This is a genomic window from Streptomyces sp. H51 (assembly GCF_035656535.1).
GTDB lineage: Bacteria > Actinomycetota > Actinomycetes > Streptomycetales > Streptomycetaceae > Streptomyces.
Genome location: NZ_JAYMHD010000077.1, coordinates 43,275 through 58,115, shown reverse-complemented (window position 1 = coordinate 58,115; position 14,841 = coordinate 43,275). Strand labels below are relative to the sequence as shown.

General features: G+C 73.1%; 14 protein-coding genes. 5 read left to right on the top strand and 9 right to left on the bottom strand.

Annotation, left to right across the window (positions count from 1 at the left end; genetic code table 11):
• Window positions 1-240: 240 nt before the first annotated feature.
• A complete protein-coding gene (locus VKA29_RS29185; RefSeq protein WP_324788996.1) occupies window positions 241-1,509 on the bottom strand; it encodes an MFS transporter in 1,269 nt (422 codons plus the stop codon).
• Window positions 1,510-1,572: 63 nt separating this feature from the next.
• On the opposite strand from VKA29_RS29185, the gene VKA29_RS29180 reads away from it, so the two are divergent.
• A complete protein-coding gene (locus tag VKA29_RS29180) occupies window positions 1,573-2,526 on the top strand; it encodes a LysR family transcriptional regulator (protein ID WP_324788995.1) in 954 nt (317 codons plus the stop codon).
• Window positions 2,527-3,020: 494 nt separating this feature from the next.
• The gene (locus tag VKA29_RS29175) at window positions 3,021-4,094 is read left to right on the top strand and encodes a TauD/TfdA family dioxygenase (RefSeq protein WP_324788994.1); all 1,074 of its coding nucleotides are present in this window, start codon (window positions 3,021-3,023) and stop codon (window positions 4,092-4,094) included.
• 124 nt (window positions 4,095-4,218) lie between these two features.
• On the opposite strand, the gene rbsK is transcribed toward VKA29_RS29175, so the two are convergent.
• The 5 genes from rbsK to VKA29_RS29150 all read right to left on the bottom strand — a co-directional run bounded on the left by rbsK (window position 4,219) and on the right by VKA29_RS29150 (window position 9,663).
• A complete protein-coding gene (rbsK, locus tag VKA29_RS29170; RefSeq protein ID WP_324788993.1) occupies window positions 4,219-5,136 on the bottom strand; it encodes a ribokinase in 918 nt (305 codons plus the stop codon).
• Window positions 5,137-5,388: 252 nt separating this feature from the next.
• A complete protein-coding gene (locus tag VKA29_RS29165) occupies window positions 5,389-6,555 on the bottom strand; it encodes a hypothetical protein (protein ID WP_324788992.1) in 1,167 nt (388 codons plus the stop codon).
• Window positions 6,552-7,763 carry a VOC family protein gene (locus VKA29_RS29160; RefSeq protein WP_324788991.1) on the bottom strand — a complete coding sequence of 404 codons (1,212 nt, stop codon included), beginning with the start codon at window positions 7,761-7,763 and terminating at the stop codon, window positions 6,552-6,554. The genes VKA29_RS29165 and VKA29_RS29160 overlap by 4 nt, the downstream gene beginning before the upstream one ends.
• A 20-nt stretch (window positions 7,764-7,783) precedes the next feature.
• Window positions 7,784-8,314 (bottom strand): aromatic-ring-hydroxylating dioxygenase subunit beta, encoded by a 531-nt coding sequence (locus VKA29_RS29155; RefSeq protein WP_324788990.1) that lies wholly within the window; start codon window positions 8,312-8,314, stop codon window positions 7,784-7,786.
• Window positions 8,311-9,663 (bottom strand): aromatic ring-hydroxylating dioxygenase subunit alpha, encoded by a 1,353-nt coding sequence (locus tag VKA29_RS29150; protein ID WP_324788989.1) that lies wholly within the window; start codon window positions 9,661-9,663, stop codon window positions 8,311-8,313. The genes VKA29_RS29155 and VKA29_RS29150 overlap by 4 nt, the downstream gene beginning before the upstream one ends.
• A gap of 187 nt (window positions 9,664-9,850) precedes the next feature.
• Here VKA29_RS29150 and fdxA point away from each other — a divergent pair, with 187 nt between their 5' ends.
• From fdxA to VKA29_RS29135, 3 genes are all read left to right on the top strand, one after another.
• A complete protein-coding gene (fdxA, locus tag VKA29_RS29145; RefSeq protein ID WP_420718587.1) occupies window positions 9,851-10,189 on the top strand; it encodes a ferredoxin in 339 nt (112 codons plus the stop codon).
• Window positions 10,186-11,370 (top strand): FAD-dependent oxidoreductase, encoded by a 1,185-nt coding sequence (locus tag VKA29_RS29140; protein WP_324788988.1) that lies wholly within the window; start codon window positions 10,186-10,188, stop codon window positions 11,368-11,370. Before fdxA ends, VKA29_RS29140 begins: the two co-directional genes overlap by 4 nt.
• A gap of 211 nt (window positions 11,371-11,581) precedes the next feature.
• The gene (locus VKA29_RS29135; protein WP_324788987.1) at window positions 11,582-12,379 is read left to right on the top strand and encodes an IclR family transcriptional regulator; all 798 of its coding nucleotides are present in this window, start codon (window positions 11,582-11,584) and stop codon (window positions 12,377-12,379) included.
• Between the two features lie 106 nt (window positions 12,380-12,485).
• Here VKA29_RS29135 and VKA29_RS29130 read toward each other — a convergent pair whose 3' ends face one another.
• The 3 genes from VKA29_RS29130 to VKA29_RS29120 all read right to left on the bottom strand — a co-directional run bounded on the left by VKA29_RS29130 (window position 12,486) and on the right by VKA29_RS29120 (window position 14,839).
• Window positions 12,486-12,842 (bottom strand): cupin domain-containing protein, encoded by a 357-nt coding sequence (locus tag VKA29_RS29130; RefSeq protein ID WP_324788986.1) that lies wholly within the window; start codon window positions 12,840-12,842, stop codon window positions 12,486-12,488.
• Window positions 12,839-13,612: an aldolase/citrate lyase family protein gene (locus tag VKA29_RS29125; protein WP_324788985.1), complete on the bottom strand. Its 774-nt coding sequence runs from the start codon at window positions 13,610-13,612 to the stop codon at window positions 12,839-12,841. The genes VKA29_RS29130 and VKA29_RS29125 overlap by 4 nt, the downstream gene beginning before the upstream one ends.
• A 63-nt stretch (window positions 13,613-13,675) precedes the next feature.
• On the bottom strand, window positions 13,676-14,839 hold the full coding sequence (locus tag VKA29_RS29120; protein WP_324788984.1) for an amidohydrolase family protein: 1,164 nt from the start codon (window positions 14,837-14,839) through the stop codon (window positions 13,676-13,678).
• Window positions 14,840-14,841 lie beyond the last annotated feature (2 nt).

The window sequence follows — 14,841 nt, the reverse complement described above, 5'->3', positions numbered from 1 at the left end:
GGACATCCCCCGGCGCCTCCCGAAGCACGGTGCGGCAGTGCCCCGACGGTGCGCGGGGAACTGCGCGCTCAGCCGCGATGGTGTGGCGGACGGCCGGTGGCTCGGGGCGGGGCGGGTGGTTCGGTGTGCGGTGCGGCAGTGTCCTGAAGGGGCGCGGGGAACTGCGTGCTCCGCTACGACGGTGCCGGGGCCGCCGACGCCGGGCGTCGGACGGCAACCGCCGGGCGCCGGGCCGGGCGGTCAGGCGGGTGCGGGCCGGGTGGCCAGCCGGGCCGCGCGCGTGCCGAGCAGGGTGATCGTCCCGACCCCCGCCACCGCCAGCAGCCCGACCCCGACGGTCCCGGCCCAGCCCGCCGCGTGGAAGGCGACCGCGCCGACCGTGCTGCCGGCGCTGGAGCCGACGTAGTACGCGGACTGGTACAGGGCCGACGCCTGGGCGCGGCCGGTCGTGGCCGTCCTGCTGACTGCCGAGGAGGCGACCGCGTGGCCCGCGAAGAAGCCGGCGGTGATCAGCACCAGCCCCAGCAGCACCAGCGGAACCGACTGCGCGAGGGACAGCACCAGGCCCGTCGCCGTCGTGCCGCCCGCCAGGTACAGGGCGCCGCGGCGGCCCAGGCGGCCCACCAGCCGGCCGGCCGTGGACGCGGACACCGTGCCGACCAGGTACACCAGGAAGACCGAGCCGATGATGCCCTGCGGCAGCCCGAACGGCTGTGCCGTCAGGCGGTAGCCGATCACCGTGTACACGCCGCCGAACACCGTCATGAACAGGGCGCCGATGACGTACAGCCGGCGCAGCAGCGGGTTCGACAGGTGGTCGCGGACCGTGCCGGCCAGCACCCGCGGCCGCAGTGAGCCCGCCGTGAAGTGCCGGGGCGCCGGCAGGAGCAGCCGGAAGGCCACCGCGCAGCCGACCGCGATCACGCCGATCACGCCCACCGCGACCCGCCAGCCCCACACCTGGGCGACCCAGCCGGTGATGACCCGGCCGCTCATCCCGCCGACGCTGTTGCCCGCCACGAACAGGCCGATCGCCGTCACCAGGGCCCGCGGGCGGACCTCCTCCGCGAGGTACGCGGTCGCGGACGCGGGCAGACCCGCCAGCGCCGCGCCCTGCAACGCCCGCAGCGCGACCAGGGCCGGCAGCGACGGCGCGAAGGGGACCAGCAGCCCGACGGTCACCGCGACCGCCAGCGACGCCGTCATGACCGTACGCCGTCCGAACCGCTCCGACAGGGCGCTCATCGGCAGCACGAACAGTGCGAGGCCGCCGGTCGCCGCCGCCACGGTCCAGCTCGCCTCGCTCGCCGCCACCCCGAGGTCGTCGGAGATCAGCGGCAGCAGGGCCTGCGTGGAGTACAGCAGCGCGAAGGTCGCCACGCCGGCGAGGAACAGCGCGAGGCTCATCCGGCGGTAGCCGGGCGCGCCCGGGGTCAGACGGGAGTCGGAAGAGGCGGCGGACGGGACGGCGCCCACGGTGGTGGACGCCCCGGTACTGGCGGGAGACATGCCTCGAACGTACGGACACTTCCGCTCATCCGTCCAATGCATGGAATCGGCATAATCGTTCCCATGCCGCATCAGCACAGCTCATCGGGGCGCCTGTCACCGTCCGGTGACACAGAAGACATCGTCGCGCTGCTCGCCCCGCGCCTCGTCCACTTCGCCGGAGTGGCCCGCACCGAACACGTCACGCGCGCCGCCCAGGAGATGCAGGTCCCCCAGTCCACCCTGTCGCGCGCGATGGTCCGCCTCGAACAGGACCTCGGCGTGGAGCTGTTCGCCCGCCGCGGCCGCACCGTCGCGCTGACCCCGGCCGGCCGTACCTTCCTCGGTTCCGTCGAACGCGCCCTGGCCGAGATCGAGCGCGCCGCCGAGGAGGTCCGCGCCGATGCCGACCCCGCCACCGGCAAGGTCGCCTTCGGGTTCCTGCACACGATGGGCGCGGAGACGGTCCCGGGCCTGATCCAGGGCTTCCGCGCCGACCATCCCCGCGTCCGCTTCAGCCTGGTCCAGAACTACGGCGAGGCGATGCTGGAGAAGCTGCGCGCCGGCGAACTCGACCTGTGCCTGACCTCCCCGGTGCCGGACGCCCCCGACCTGGTCGGCCGGCGCCTGGACGAGCAGAAGCTGCGCCTGGTCGTGCCCGCCGACCACCGCCTGGCCGCCCGCCGCCGCGTCCGCCTCGCCGAGGCGTCCGAGGAGGCCTTCGTCACCCTGGAGACCGGCTACGGCCTGCGCCGCCTCACCGACGACCTCTGCCAGGAGGCGGGCTTCAGGCCTCGTATCGCCTTCGAGGGGGAGGAGGCGGAGACGCTGCGGGGGCTGGTGGCCGCGGGACTCGGCGTCGCCCTGCTGCCCCCGCCCGCCGTCGCCCGTCCGGGAGTCGTCGAACTGACGGTGACCGCGCCGAGAGCGGCGCGCGAGATCGGGGTGGCCTGGCTGGACGGCCACCCCGACACACCGCCCGTGGCGGCCTTCAAGAAGTTCCTGCTGTCGAGGAGGGGCGGCCTGCTGCCGGGCTGAGCCGGCGCCGCACGCGCGGTGGCCGCCATCCACCGGCCGGACCCTCGCGTGCCGGGATCCACCTGCCCTCCTCCGCCGGCCGGTGCCCGCCCGGGCGGACCGGGCGGCCGTGGCCCGGCGCCGGCGTCGCGTCGGCGGTCGCGTGTACTGCATTCCAAGATGTCATCTCGTCTATTGACTCGGATGTGGGCCACTTCTAGGGTGAAGGCACTTCTTGAAAGGACGGGACCGCATGAGGCCAGTCGCCCTGATCGGCGCCTTGCTCGTGTCGTGTGCCGGCCGCCGGACGTACGACGAACCGCTCAGGTACTCCCCGCCCAGGGAAGGACTGCGCCCCGGCACGGCTGTCGGCGTACCTCAGACCCCGTTCTGAGGGCCCGCGTCGCAGCGCGACGCACCGCTGCCGCGCCGACGTCTTCGGCGTCCGCGTGCCATGGCCGACACGGACAGGGCCGTTCCAGCCCCGCCATCACCTTCGCGAGGAGTGCATCACCGTGACCACCACCGCCCCCGTCGAGCAGATCCCCGGGCCTTCCGCCTGGCGTGGCGACGAACTGTCGAAGTCCACCGAGTGGATCTACGTCCTCAGTGACGCCGAGCGCACCGAACTGGAGGACCTGGGACGGCGTTTCGTCGCCGACGACCCCGACCTGCGCACCGTCACCGCCGCCGACTACCCCTTCGACGCCTGCCGCGCCCTCAACGACGAGTGCGCCCGCCAGATGGACGCCGGCCGGGGCTTCATCCTGGTACGCGGTCTGCGGACCGAGGAGTACGGCAACGACGTCGCCGGCGCCATCTTCTTCGTCATGAGCCTCCACCTCGGCCAGCCGATCGGGCAGAACCAGCGCGGTGACCTGCTCGACCACGTGATCGCCACGTCGAACAAGACGATGGACGACGAGGGCGCGCTGCCCTCCCGGGTGAGGGACCGGCTGCCGTTCCACTCCGACAGCTCCGACGTCGTCGCCCTCATGTGCCTGCGGGGCGCCAAGGAGGGCGGGGCGTCCAGCCTGGTCAGCGGGACGACCATCTACAACGAGATGCTGCGCCGCCGGCCGGACCTCGCGCCGCGGCTCTTCGACACCTACCACTGGGACTGGCGGCGCCAGGACCCCGACTCCCCGGAGCTGACCTACACCTCGCCGATCGTCAGCTACGTCGACGGCGTCTTCAGCACCTACGCCGGCAGCACGATGATCTTCAGCGCCCAGGGGTATCCGGGCGTCCCGCAGCTGACGCCCGACCAGGTCGAGGCGATCAACCTGTTCGACGAGATCTCGCAGGAGCCCGGTCTGCCGATCGACATGGACTTCCAGCCGGGGGACGTGCAGTGGCTGCTCAACTACGCCGCCCTGCACTCGCGCACCAGCTTCGTCGACCACCCGGAGCCGGAGCGCCGCCGGCACCTGCTGCGCATGTGGCTCAAGCGCGACGTCGGCCGCCCGCTGGCCCCCAGGTTCGGCAAGCACGTCGTCGTCCTCGGTGAGACCACCAAGCCGCTGCTGCCCGGCGGCCGGTTCCGCATCGCCGAGGCCGTCACCGTCAACGACGACTGGGGGGCGTGACCCGGCGGCACATCTTGACGGACGACCGCCGCGGCCGGCTTCAGCGGGCTGCGGCGGTCGTCCGTCGTGCGGAGGAACTTCAGGAAGCCGCGCGGAGGGACTTCGGGAATCGCGCGGAGGAAGCTCAGGAAGAGGAGGCCAGGCCGTCGATCTCCGTCCGGTACGGCATGGCGGTCGACGCTCCGGACCGCTGGACGGAGAGCGCCGCCGCGCACGACGCCCAGGCCAGCGCCTCGGGCATCGGCCTGCCCTCTCCCAGCGCCACGGCCAGGGCACCCACGAACGTGTCCCCCGCCCCGGTCGAGTCCACGGCCGTCACGCGCGGCGCGGGGACCGTGAACCGTCCGGCGGTCCGGGAGGCGTAGAGGCTGCCCGCCGATCCCAGCGTGATCACCACTTCCGGGACCTGCTCCAGCAGGGCGTCGGCCGCGGCGTGCGGGTCCGTCCTGCCGGTGAGCGCGGCGGCCTCGTGCTCGTTGGGGACGAGGAGGTCGGTCGCGGCGAGCAGTCCGGCGGGCAGCGGCCGGGCGGGCGCCGGGGTCAGGACGGTGCGCACGCCGTGCCCGCGGGCGGTCTCGGCGGCGGCCAGGACCCCCTCCAGCGGGGTCTCCAGCTGGAGCAGCAGCGAGTCGGCGCCCGCGATGACGGCCTCGTCGCCCGGGGTGAGGGCCGTGACGGCGGCGTTGGCGCCGGGGACGACGACGATCGCGTTGCCGCCCTCGTCGTCGACCACGATGTGCGCGGTCCCGGACGGGCCGTCGACCGTGCGCAGCGGCCCCGTGTCCACGCCCGACTCCTCCAGCGCGGCCCGCAGGCGGTCGCCGAACGCGTCGGCGCCCACCGCGCCGATCATCGACACCGAGCCGCCGGCGCGGGCCGCCGCCACCGCCTGGTTGGCGCCCTTGCCGCCGGGCACCGTGCGGAACTCCCGTCCGGCCACCGTCTCCCCGCGCGCCGGGGCCCTCGCGACGTACGCGACCAGGTCCATGTTCGTGCTGCCGAGCACGGCGACGGTGGAGCCGCCGGTCCGGATTCCGTCCATCCGTCCGCCCACTTCCTTCAGGGCACTCGCGAGGGAACTCGCGACGCTCCTCACTGAGATCGTTCCACTGAGATCGTCCGATGACGAACTCGTCGGCGCCGCCCAGGCGATCCCCAGGCGATCCCCGACGCCCGAGGCCCGACATCCGACGCCCGACATCCGATGCCCTCCGCCCGAGACCGATGCCCTACGCCCGAGACCCGATGCCCGACGCCAGATGCCCGATGTCCGAGCCCCGCGTCCGACGCCCGGCTACGCCGGCAGCTCGGCCAGCAGGCGCCGGTAGACCCGCGCGTACGCCTCCAGCCGGGCCAGCGACAGCGCGTCGCGGCGCGGATCACCGTCGGCCGGCCGCGCCTGCGGGCCGAGGCGTACGGTGTCGACGCCGCGGGCGCGCAGTTCGACGCCGTCGGTGGATCCGGTCCAGCCGCTGATCGGCGGCGGCGGTGCGCCGAACGCGTCGTGCCAGGCGGCCCGCGCCACGGTCACCACCGGCGCGTCGGCCGGGGTGGCCGCGGCTGCCGCGACCGGCTCGGCCTCGACGTCGACCGCGCAGTCCCGCAGTGCCGACCGCGCGCACCGTGCCCGCAGCCGGTCCGCCAGCCCGGCGGCCAGCGCGGCCGGTTCCACCGGGTCACCGGCGACGACGTACAGGTCGATCCGCAGCTCGGCGGGCAGCAGGTCCGGTTTCTCCTGCCAGCCCCCGCCGATCGCGCCGATGCCGCAGGCCCGGCCGGTCTGCCCCTGCCTCGGGTCGGCGGCCAGGTAGGCCTCGCGCCAGCGGGCCAGTTCGTCCAGCACGACGCCGGCCCCGGCGACGACACCGCCGGGCGGTGTGGCGGACTCCGGCAGCATCACCGCGCCGGAGCGGCCGGTCACCCGGACCGTCAGGTAGCAGGCGCCCGGCTCGTGCCACAGCAGCGTCGGCGGGCCGCACTTCGCCACCACCGCCGAGCCCGGCAGCGGGTGGGTGTCGGCGTAGGACTCCAGGCCGGTGGTCCCGCCGCCGCGGCGGTGCGTGCCGGAGCCGGCGAGCAGCAGCCGTCCCCGCTCCGCCCCGGCGAAGGCGACCAGCGCGGCGGCGGCCGGTCCGCGGGCGACCCCGAGACCGAAGCCGGTCACGGTGTCGCCGTCCACGGCGAGCGGTCCGACCGGTGCCGCGCTGCCGGTGACGAGCCGGTTGACCGTGGCGGCGCCGTCGTCCAGCGAGGTGTCGAGGTGGGAGTAGAGCAGGGGCCCGGCCCCGTGGGCGGCGAACAGGCTGCCGCCCGCGGGGCCGTGCTCCAGCACCTGCCAGTCGATGTGCGGCCACCGGTCCGCGCACCAGGCGCGCAGCCGGTGCGCCGCCGTCCGTTCCCGGCCGCGCGGGGCGGGCGTGGTGTCGAGCAGCCGCAGGACGTCGAGCAGCCGCTGCCTCAAAAACGTCCCCAGTCGTCGGCGGCCGGACGCCACACGTCGATGTTGCGCGGGTCGGCCGGCATCCTGCGGGGCCGGTGCGTCTCGTGCTCCTCCGGCGTGAACACCCGGTGCGCGTCGCACAGTTCGAACCGGGGGCCGAAGCGCGTGTCGTGCATGTAGAACGCGATCGACGTCGACGCCGAGTGGTTGACGATGTCGGAGGCGATCGGCGCGCCCTTGTACAGGGCGCGGGCGCGCATCCGCATGACGTGGTCGAGGCTCTTCATCGCGAAGCACAGGTGCGCGACGTAGTGCTCGGTGTTGTTCTGCACGGCGAGGCTGTGGTGGTAGCGGTCCTCGCAGCGGAAGAACGTGGTGGAGCCGACGACGTAGTCGGAGGGCAGGAACTTCAGGACGTTCTGGTAGAAGTCCAGCGTCTCCTCGTACTTGGCGGTGGCGATGAAGGGGTGGACGAGGTCGAGCGGCCGGATCTCGATGTGCGGCGGCTCGGCGTACTCCTGGAACTCCGTGAACAGCTCGACCACGAGGCCGTTGGGGTCCTTCACCGCGAAGCCGTTGTCGCACAGCGCCCGCTGCCGCTCCTGGAGTTCGAGGACCTCCAGGCCGGCGTCGAGGACGCTCTTGTGGAGCTGTTCGAGGACCTCCTCGCTCTCCACGCTGTAGCCGACGGCGGTCGTCCAGCCCTCGGTGCGCCCGGGGGCGTGGATCAGCTCGATCGCGTGGTGCTCGATGTCGGCGCGCAGGTAGGCGTATTCGTCGGTGCGCTGCTCCAGTTGCAGTCCGACGTGGTACTCGAGGAAGTCGATCGCGGCCTGCATGTCGGGGACCTCGATGCGGGCGTACTCCATGCCGTACGGGCCGTGCGGGCGGGTGCTCACCGGCGGTGTCCTTCCTGCGGCGAGCGGCGGACGCTCGGCGAACTCGAACGAGGTGATGACCTGGTTGCCGATGACCGGCCGCCAGCGGGTGCGCACGAAGGTCTCGTGGAACTCGCTGCCGAGGTAGGCGAGCAGGTCGTCCTGGCTGTCGAAGTCGACGGCCATCGTGTGGGTGAAGGTCTGGTCGCGGGTGCTGATGTTCTCGCCGAGGAGGAAGCCGCGCATCGCCGGGTAGCGGTCCGGGAAGGTCCGCAGCTCGGCCAGTACGGAATCCCGGACGGCCTGGTCGGTCCCGTCGGCGAAACGGAAGGACAGGGTGTGGCGGATCATCGGGTCCCTTCCGTCGCCGGTCAGAGGATGAAGCTGAGCCGGGCGCCGGCGGCGAGCGACTCGTGGCCGAGCAGCGAGCGCCGCAGCCGGAAACGGAATCCGTCGTCGGTGGGCACCAGCAGGTGCTCGTACCGGCCGACGTAGCCGTCGAAGTGGCCGTCGCGGGCGCGGTGCACGATGAACGACGCCGACACCCGGAAGGAGTCCTCGGTGTGCTCGGACAGCCGTACGTTGGACACCATGCGGTGGGTGCGCGAGTGCGGGTTCTCGGCGTGCGCCTTGCGGGACTTCAGCCGCTTGACCCGGGCCCGCAGCAGGTCCCAGTCGTCGTCGACGAACGATCCCGTCTCGTGCGGCGACCAGCCGGGTTGGTGGTCGGTGGTGGGGATCTCGTAGCGGGCGCCGGGCTCGAAGAGGGCGAGCCAGCCGTCGTAGTCCCAGCGGTCGAGGATGTCGGCCTCGGCGTAGAGGAAGTCCTCCACCTCCGGCCGGGTGACGGTGCGTCCCGCGCACAGCACGGTGTGAGAACCGGGGTTGCCGACGGTCGTCATCGCACGTCCCTCCCCGCCAGGAAGGACGCCGGCCGCTCGCCGTGCACTTCCAGCCCGTCGTCGATGCCCATGGCGTCGATCCAGTGCCGCCAGAAGCCGCGCATCGCGCCCTCGTCGACCGACCTGCCCTGTACGCCCTTGACCTCGTCGGCCATGCCGCGTGACATGTCGCTGTAGTCCAGCTCGGGCGCCGCGGAGCCAGCCGTGGCCTGGATGCCGCGCTGGACCGCTTCGTAGGCCTCGATGTCGTCCGGGGTGGCGAGGCCGCCCGGGCCGACGAAGCTGACCACGGTCTTCATGCGCAGGGCGCGGGTGGCGGGGTCCTCGTTCCGCGGGACAAGCTGCCAGGCCCGTACGTCGGTCCGGTCGGGCGCCACCGGCTCCAGCTGCCGGATCGACAGGCCCTCGATGTCGAACAGCAGCAGGTTCGGGAACACGAACAGGATGTGGCTCTCGTCGGCCACGTGGTGCGCCCGCTTCTCGCCCAGCCGCTCGGTCATCTCGGCCCGGTGCCGCTCGGTGCGGACGCGCTCGTCCTCGCCGAAGCGCGGTTCCCAGACCATGCTGATCCGTCCGCCGTGGCCGGTCAGGACCAGCAGGCCGTGGCCGTTGCCGAGGTCGTACGCGTACTGGTCGTCGTCGGTGACGGCGTAGCCGCTCTCGCGCAGATAGCCCACGAACGTGTTGTGGGTCGGCGCGAAGTGGTAGCCGTCCATCGCGTTCTCGACGGCGAGTTTCCAGTTGCCCCGGACGCTGTAGAGCTGGGTGCCGGGCAGGGTGGTCATGCCGCCGGTGTGCTGCTGCTCGATCATCGTCAGGTAGTCGGCCGCGTCGCCGAGGTGGTCGAGCAGCGGCGGGACGTCGGGGTCGAAGGAGACGAAGACGAACCCTTCGTGGATCTCCAGGCGCGGCACGCCGCGCAGCGCCATCGACGCCCGGAACTCGTCGCTCGACTCGTACGCGCCGGCGTCGGGGATCGCGGCGACCTCGCCGTTGTTGCGGAACGTCCACGCGTGGTAGAAGCACTGGAAGAGCTTGGCCGAGCCCTCCCTCTCGCGGCACAGCACCGTGCCGCGGTGGGGGCAGGAGTTCAGGAACGCGTGCACCTCGCCGGCGCTGTCCCGGCAGAAGATCAGCGGCCGTCCGCCGAGGGTGCGGACCTTGAAGTCGTTGGGGTTGGGGATCTCGGTCTCGTGCCCGAGGTAGAGCCAGGTGTGCATCCACACCCAGCCGCGTTCCCGGGCGAAGATCTCCGCGCTGCGGTAGGCCTCGCGGTTGACCCGGAAGGTGAGCTGGTCCCAGTCCTCGACGATCATCGGCGCTGGGACGGTCCGGGGATTGCTGACCATGGGGAGTTTGCCTCTCACAAGTCCCGACCCGAGTGGCGCGCTGTGAGACGCCATCTCGTATGTCGCAGTAGCGTCCCCTAGCACACCCGAGCTGTCAAGCATTCGACGGGCGGTTGACAGGCCAGGCCCGTGTCGCCATCATCCAATTTCACATTGAAAGACACCGTCTCGCATTCCGTGCGACCGTGTGAAGGGCAAAAAGCTCGTGCCGTATGTCATCACTCAGGCCTGCGTCGACGTCATGGACAAGTCGTGCATGGAGGAGTGCCCGGCCGACTGCATCTACGAGGGCGACCGGATGCTCTACATCCAGCCCGACGAATGTGTCGAGTGCGGGCGCTGTGAACCGGTGTGCCCGCAGATCTCGATCTTCCACCACGAGGACCTGCCGGAGGAGAGCAAGCAGTTCGAGCGGATCAACGCCGAGTTCTTCACCCTCGGACTCGGCGCCGAGCCGCTCGGCTCGCCCGGCGGGGCGCGCAAGGTCGGCCGGGTCGGCCACGACCACCCGGAGGCGGTCGCGTGACCGGGCGCGCTGCGGCGGGCGCCGCCGCCCCCGCACCGGGCGCGCTGCCGACGGCCGCGGGCGCCCCGGCCCCGGACGCCGGCCCCTCCGCGTCCCCGGACGCCGGCCCCTCCGGGCTTCCGGGCGCCGGCCCCTCCGGGCTTCCGGGCGCCGGCCCCTCCGGGCTTCCGGGCGCCGGCCCCTCCGGGTCCCCGGGTGCCCTCCCCGAGGTGTCCGTCGACCTGCTCGTCATCGGCGCCGGACCGACCGGGCTGTACGCCGCGTACTACGCCGGCTTCCGCGGCATGAGCGTCGCGGTCGCCGACGCGCTGCCCGAGGTGGGCGGCCAGATCGCCGCGCTGTACCCGGAGAAGCTGATCTTCGACGTGGCCGGCTTCCCCGCCGTCCGCGGCCAGGACCTGGTGGACCGGCTGGCCGAGCAGGCCGGCCGGTGGAACCCGGTCTACCTGCTCGGACACGGCGTCACCGACCTCGACGACACGGACCGGGGCATCGTCGCCACCACCGACGCGGGCGCGCGGATCAGCGCGGGCGCGGTGCTCGTCTGCGGCGGGATCGGCAACTTCGTCCCCCGTGAACTGCCGGTGGGATCCGAGTACCTGGGCCGCGGGCTGCGGTACTTCGTGCCGCGGCTGGACGAGCTGGCCGGCCAGGACGTGGTGGTGGTCGGCGGCGGGGACTCCGCGCTGGACTGGGCACTGTCCCTGGAGCCGCTCGCCTCGTCGGTGACGCTGGTGCACCGGCGGACCCGGTTCCGGGCCCACGAGCGCACCGTCGAGCAGGTCCGGGAATCCTCGGTACGCGTCCTGACGCCGTACGAGGTCGAGAAGGTCTGCGGCGACGGGGCCGACGGGGCGGTGTCGGAGGTGGTGGTCGCGAGCTCCGGTGGTGACCGGATCACCCTGCCCGCGCGGTCCGTCGTGGCCGCGCTCGGCTTCATCGCCGACCTCGGCCCGATCGAGCGGTGGGGACTGGAGTTGCGCCGTCGGCGCATCCTCGTCGACCGCACGATGCGCACCAGCCGGGAGCGCGTCTTCGCGGCCGGTGACATCGCCGACCACGACGGGAAGGTCAGCCTCATCTCGATCGGCTTCGGCGAGGCCGCCCTCGCCGTCAACCACGTGGCCGCCCTGCTGGACCCGGCACGGTCGATCACACCGGGGCACTCCTCCGATGGCTGACGACGCCGCTCCGGAAGCGCGCCGGGCGGACCCGCCCGGCGCGCCGGCCACCGGTGCCGCACCACCTCCGTGCGCCGTCGTGGCCCCCCGGGGAGGAGAAGGTGAGTACGCTGCACGCACAGCCGCGGACGGCCGAACCACTTCATCCGGCACGGCGTCCCATGCAGCGTCCCCATCCCTCGAACCGAGCTCGGACAGGAGCGATAAGACCATGGCCACGAAGGTGCAGCGCGGCACCGACGAGAAGGACGGTCCCGACCGGACCGCACCGACCATCCAGACGGTCGAGCGCGCCGCGCTGATCCTCGGCTCGTTCACGGTCGGCAAGCCGCACATGAGCCTGAACGAGATCACCGCGCGGCTCGGGGCCAGCAAGGCGACCGCGCACCGCTACACCAAGGCGCTGCGGGCGGCGAACCTGCTGCGGTACGACGAGCGCACCTCGCTCTACTCCCTCGGCCCGCAGGTGCTCACCCTCGCCGCGGCCGCGCGGGCCGGCCTGCCGATCGTCGCCGCCGCCGAGCCGTACATGGAGGAACTGGTCCGGCGCATCGACGAGACGATCGTGCTGTCGGTCTGGGACGGCGAGTCGGCGACCGTGGTGCGCTCGGTGGACAACACCGACCACATGGTGCGCATCAGCGTCCGGGTCGGCTCGCGCCTGAACCTGACGTCGTCGGCGCAGGGCCGGGTCTTCCTCGCCTTCCTGCCCCCCGAGCAGGTGCCGGCGCTGCCGCGCGCGGTCCGCAGGTCGCCCGAGTTCACCGAGGAGCTCGACGCCATCCGCAAGCACGGGCTGTCGGTCAACTCCCCGACCGTCAACGGGGTTCGCACCATCGCGGCGCCGATCTTCGAGGGCGACAAGATCAGCGGGACGCTCGCCATCGTCGGGACCACGGCGACGGTTCCCGACGACGTCTCCTCGCCGATGGCCCAGGCGCTGGTGGAGACCGCCCGGGCGCTGTCGCAGCGGCTGGGCACCTCGGGGGACGGCCCCAACGGCGGCTGAGCCGTTCACGGCACACGGCACACAGCACACGGCACACGGCGACGGCCCACCGCAGCGGATGCTCGCGGTGGGCCGTCGCCCTGTGCCGGTCAGGGGAGTGTGCCGGTCAGGGGAGCAGGTCGGCCCGGGGCGGGACGAAGAAGTCGATGTTCACGCAGGGCGCCTCCGTCGGTTCCACGTAGTGCTCGCTGCCGCGCGGGACCAGCAGGAACGAGCCCGCGCGCATGTCGTGCGCGACGCCGTCCACGTGGTAGTTCGCGCGCCCCTCGGCGATGTGGACCAGCTGGTCGAACTCCTCGTGCCGGTGCGGGTTGAGCGCCATGCCGACCTCCAGCTCGTGGTGGCAGATCATCACCTCGTCCGTGGCGTAGACGCGCCGCCGGACGCCCGGCCGCACCTGGGTGACCGGCAGCTCGTCCCAGTTGACGACGGTGCCGAAGAGCGCCGCGTTGCGTGTGCTCACTGCTTCTCCTCTCCGGCGGCCGCCCGCAGGCCGGCCGCCAACATCTGCAGGTCCGAGCCGACGATCAGGTAGTCGGCGTCGCCGAGGCCCAGGTCCGCCGCGCGCTCCCGGGCCGGCGCCCAGCCGCCGAACGCCACCCCGGCGGACCGGGCGGCGGCCCGTACCCGGTCCACGGCGGCCCGCAGCACCGCCGGGTCCGCGGGCAGACCCAGGTCGACGGCCAGGTCGGTGCTGCCGACGAAGCACACGTCGAGCGCGGCCACCAGCTCCGGCAGCGGGTCGGTGCGCGCCGTCTCGATCTGGCCCACCAGCACCGGCGGGTCGTCCCGCTCGGCGCGCAGGAAGCCGGCCAGCGGCAGCGCGCCGAACCCGGCGGACCGGTTGGCCAGGCTCACCGACCGGCGGCCGGCCGGGGCGAACCGGGTGGCCGCGACCAGCGCCTCGGTCTGGGCGACGCGGGTGAGCATGGACAGCTGGATGCCCGCCGCCCCGGCCTCCAGCAGCCGGTTGACGGCGGCGGCGTCCACCTCGGGCACCCGGACCAGGGCGGGCAGGCCGCAGACGGCCGCGTGGCGCACCAGGTCCACCGCGTCCCGCTCGGCCAGGGCGGCGTGTTCGAGATCGACGACCACGAACGCGAACCCGGCCGCCGCGGCCAGTTCCACCACGTCGGGCGTCGCCAGCTTCACGAAGGTGCCGACGGCGGGTGACTCCGCCGTCAGGGCCGCGCGCAGCCGGCGCCGCAGCGGACGGACATCACCGGCGGTCATCGGATCCTCCACAGGACGTACGGGTGTCGCGGGGACGTGCCGGCACCGGCCGGCACCGACGGGTCAGGCCGACGGCAGTCCGCGCCACGGCACGATGCCGACCTCGGCGCCCTCGTGCAGCACCACCGTCGGCTCCAGGCGGGGCGCGACGATCGTGTTGCCCGCGGCGTCCGGCAGGGTGACCTCGTCGGTCTCGGTGACGACGGTGACGTCGGCCCGCCCGCCGACCTCCAGGCGTCCGTAGCCCTCGCTGTCGAGGCCCAGCAGCCGGGCCGGTGCGACGGTGGCCCGGCGGACGCACTCCTCGATCGGCGCGCCGAGCGCGACCAGCTTGGAGATGCTGGTGAGCAGGTCGAACACCGGGCCGCGCCAGTTGCGGGCGCTGGTGTCGGAGCTGAGGACGTCGGGCAGGAAGCCGTCGGCGATGGCCCGGCGGGCCACCTCGAAGCTGAGGTTGCTCTTGCCGTGCGCGGAGTCGAACAGGACACCGCGCTCCCGCGCGGCGGCGACGGCCGGCTGTACGTGGTCGCCGTCGAGGATGCCGTGCGGCTTGCCGGTGTAGCAGTGCGCCACGATGTCGCCGGGGCGCAGGTGGTCGAGGACGACGGGCAGCGGCTCGGCGGTCTCGCCGATGTGCAGCATCAGCGGCAGACCGGCCTGTTCGGCCAGCGCCACGGACTTCTTCAGCAGCGACTCCCAGTTCTCCCCGACGACGTCCTCGGAGAGGCGGATCTTGAAGCCGCGCACGATGTCGGGGTGGGCCTCGGCGGCGGCGAGCGCGTCCTCGGCGACCAGGGTGCCGGGGTTCAGCAGCTCGCCGAATCTGAAGTCGATGAGGCCGAGCACCGAGACGTTGAGGAAGTTGACGATGCGCATCGGGTTCGCCTCGACGACCAGCTTGCGGAAGGCCGGGAAGGTCGAGGCGCCGGCCGTGCCGGCGTCCGCCGCGGCGACCACGCCGCGCCGCAGGTGGGCCTCCTCGGCGGGGGCGCCGACGGCGGAGACGTACTGGAAGATGTGGGTGTGGCCCTCGACGAGGCCCGGGAGCACGGTGGAGCCGGTGACGTCGATCGTGCGGGCCGCGTCCGGCGCCAGGCCCTCCCCGATCGCGGCGATGCGGTCACCGGTGACCGCCACGTCGAGCCGGGCGTTGGTGCCCGACGCCGGGTCGATGACGGTGCCCCCGGCCAGGACGAGGTCGTAGGACGGCTTGGAGGAGTGGGACATCG

Excerpts from the sequence above, each read along its gene's own strand:
- VKA29_RS29185 (WP_324788996.1), bottom strand. The coding sequence starts at position 1,509 with ATGTCTCCCGCCAGTACCGGGGCGTCCACCACCGTGGGCGCCGTCCCG.
- VKA29_RS29180 (WP_324788995.1), top strand. The coding sequence starts at position 1,573 with ATGCCGCATCAGCACAGCTCATCGGGGCGCCTGTCACCGTCCGGTGAC.
- rbsK (WP_324788993.1), bottom strand. The coding sequence starts at position 5,136 with ATGGACGGAATCCGGACCGGCGGCTCCACCGTCGCCGTGCTCGGCAGC.
- VKA29_RS29160 (WP_324788991.1), bottom strand. The coding sequence starts at position 7,763 with ATGATCCGCCACACCCTGTCCTTCCGTTTCGCCGACGGGACCGACCAG.
- VKA29_RS29155 (WP_324788990.1), bottom strand. The coding sequence starts at position 8,314 with ATGACGACCGTCGGCAACCCCGGTTCTCACACCGTGCTGTGCGCGGGA.
- VKA29_RS29150 (WP_324788989.1), bottom strand. The coding sequence starts at position 9,663 with ATGGTCAGCAATCCCCGGACCGTCCCAGCGCCGATGATCGTCGAGGAC.
- VKA29_RS29135 (WP_324788987.1), top strand. The coding sequence starts at position 11,582 with ATGGCCACGAAGGTGCAGCGCGGCACCGACGAGAAGGACGGTCCCGAC.
- VKA29_RS29125 (WP_324788985.1), bottom strand. The coding sequence starts at position 13,612 with ATGACCGCCGGTGATGTCCGTCCGCTGCGGCGCCGGCTGCGCGCGGCC.
- VKA29_RS29120 (WP_324788984.1), bottom strand. The coding sequence starts at position 14,839 with ATGTCCCACTCCTCCAAGCCGTCCTACGACCTCGTCCTGGCCGGGGGC.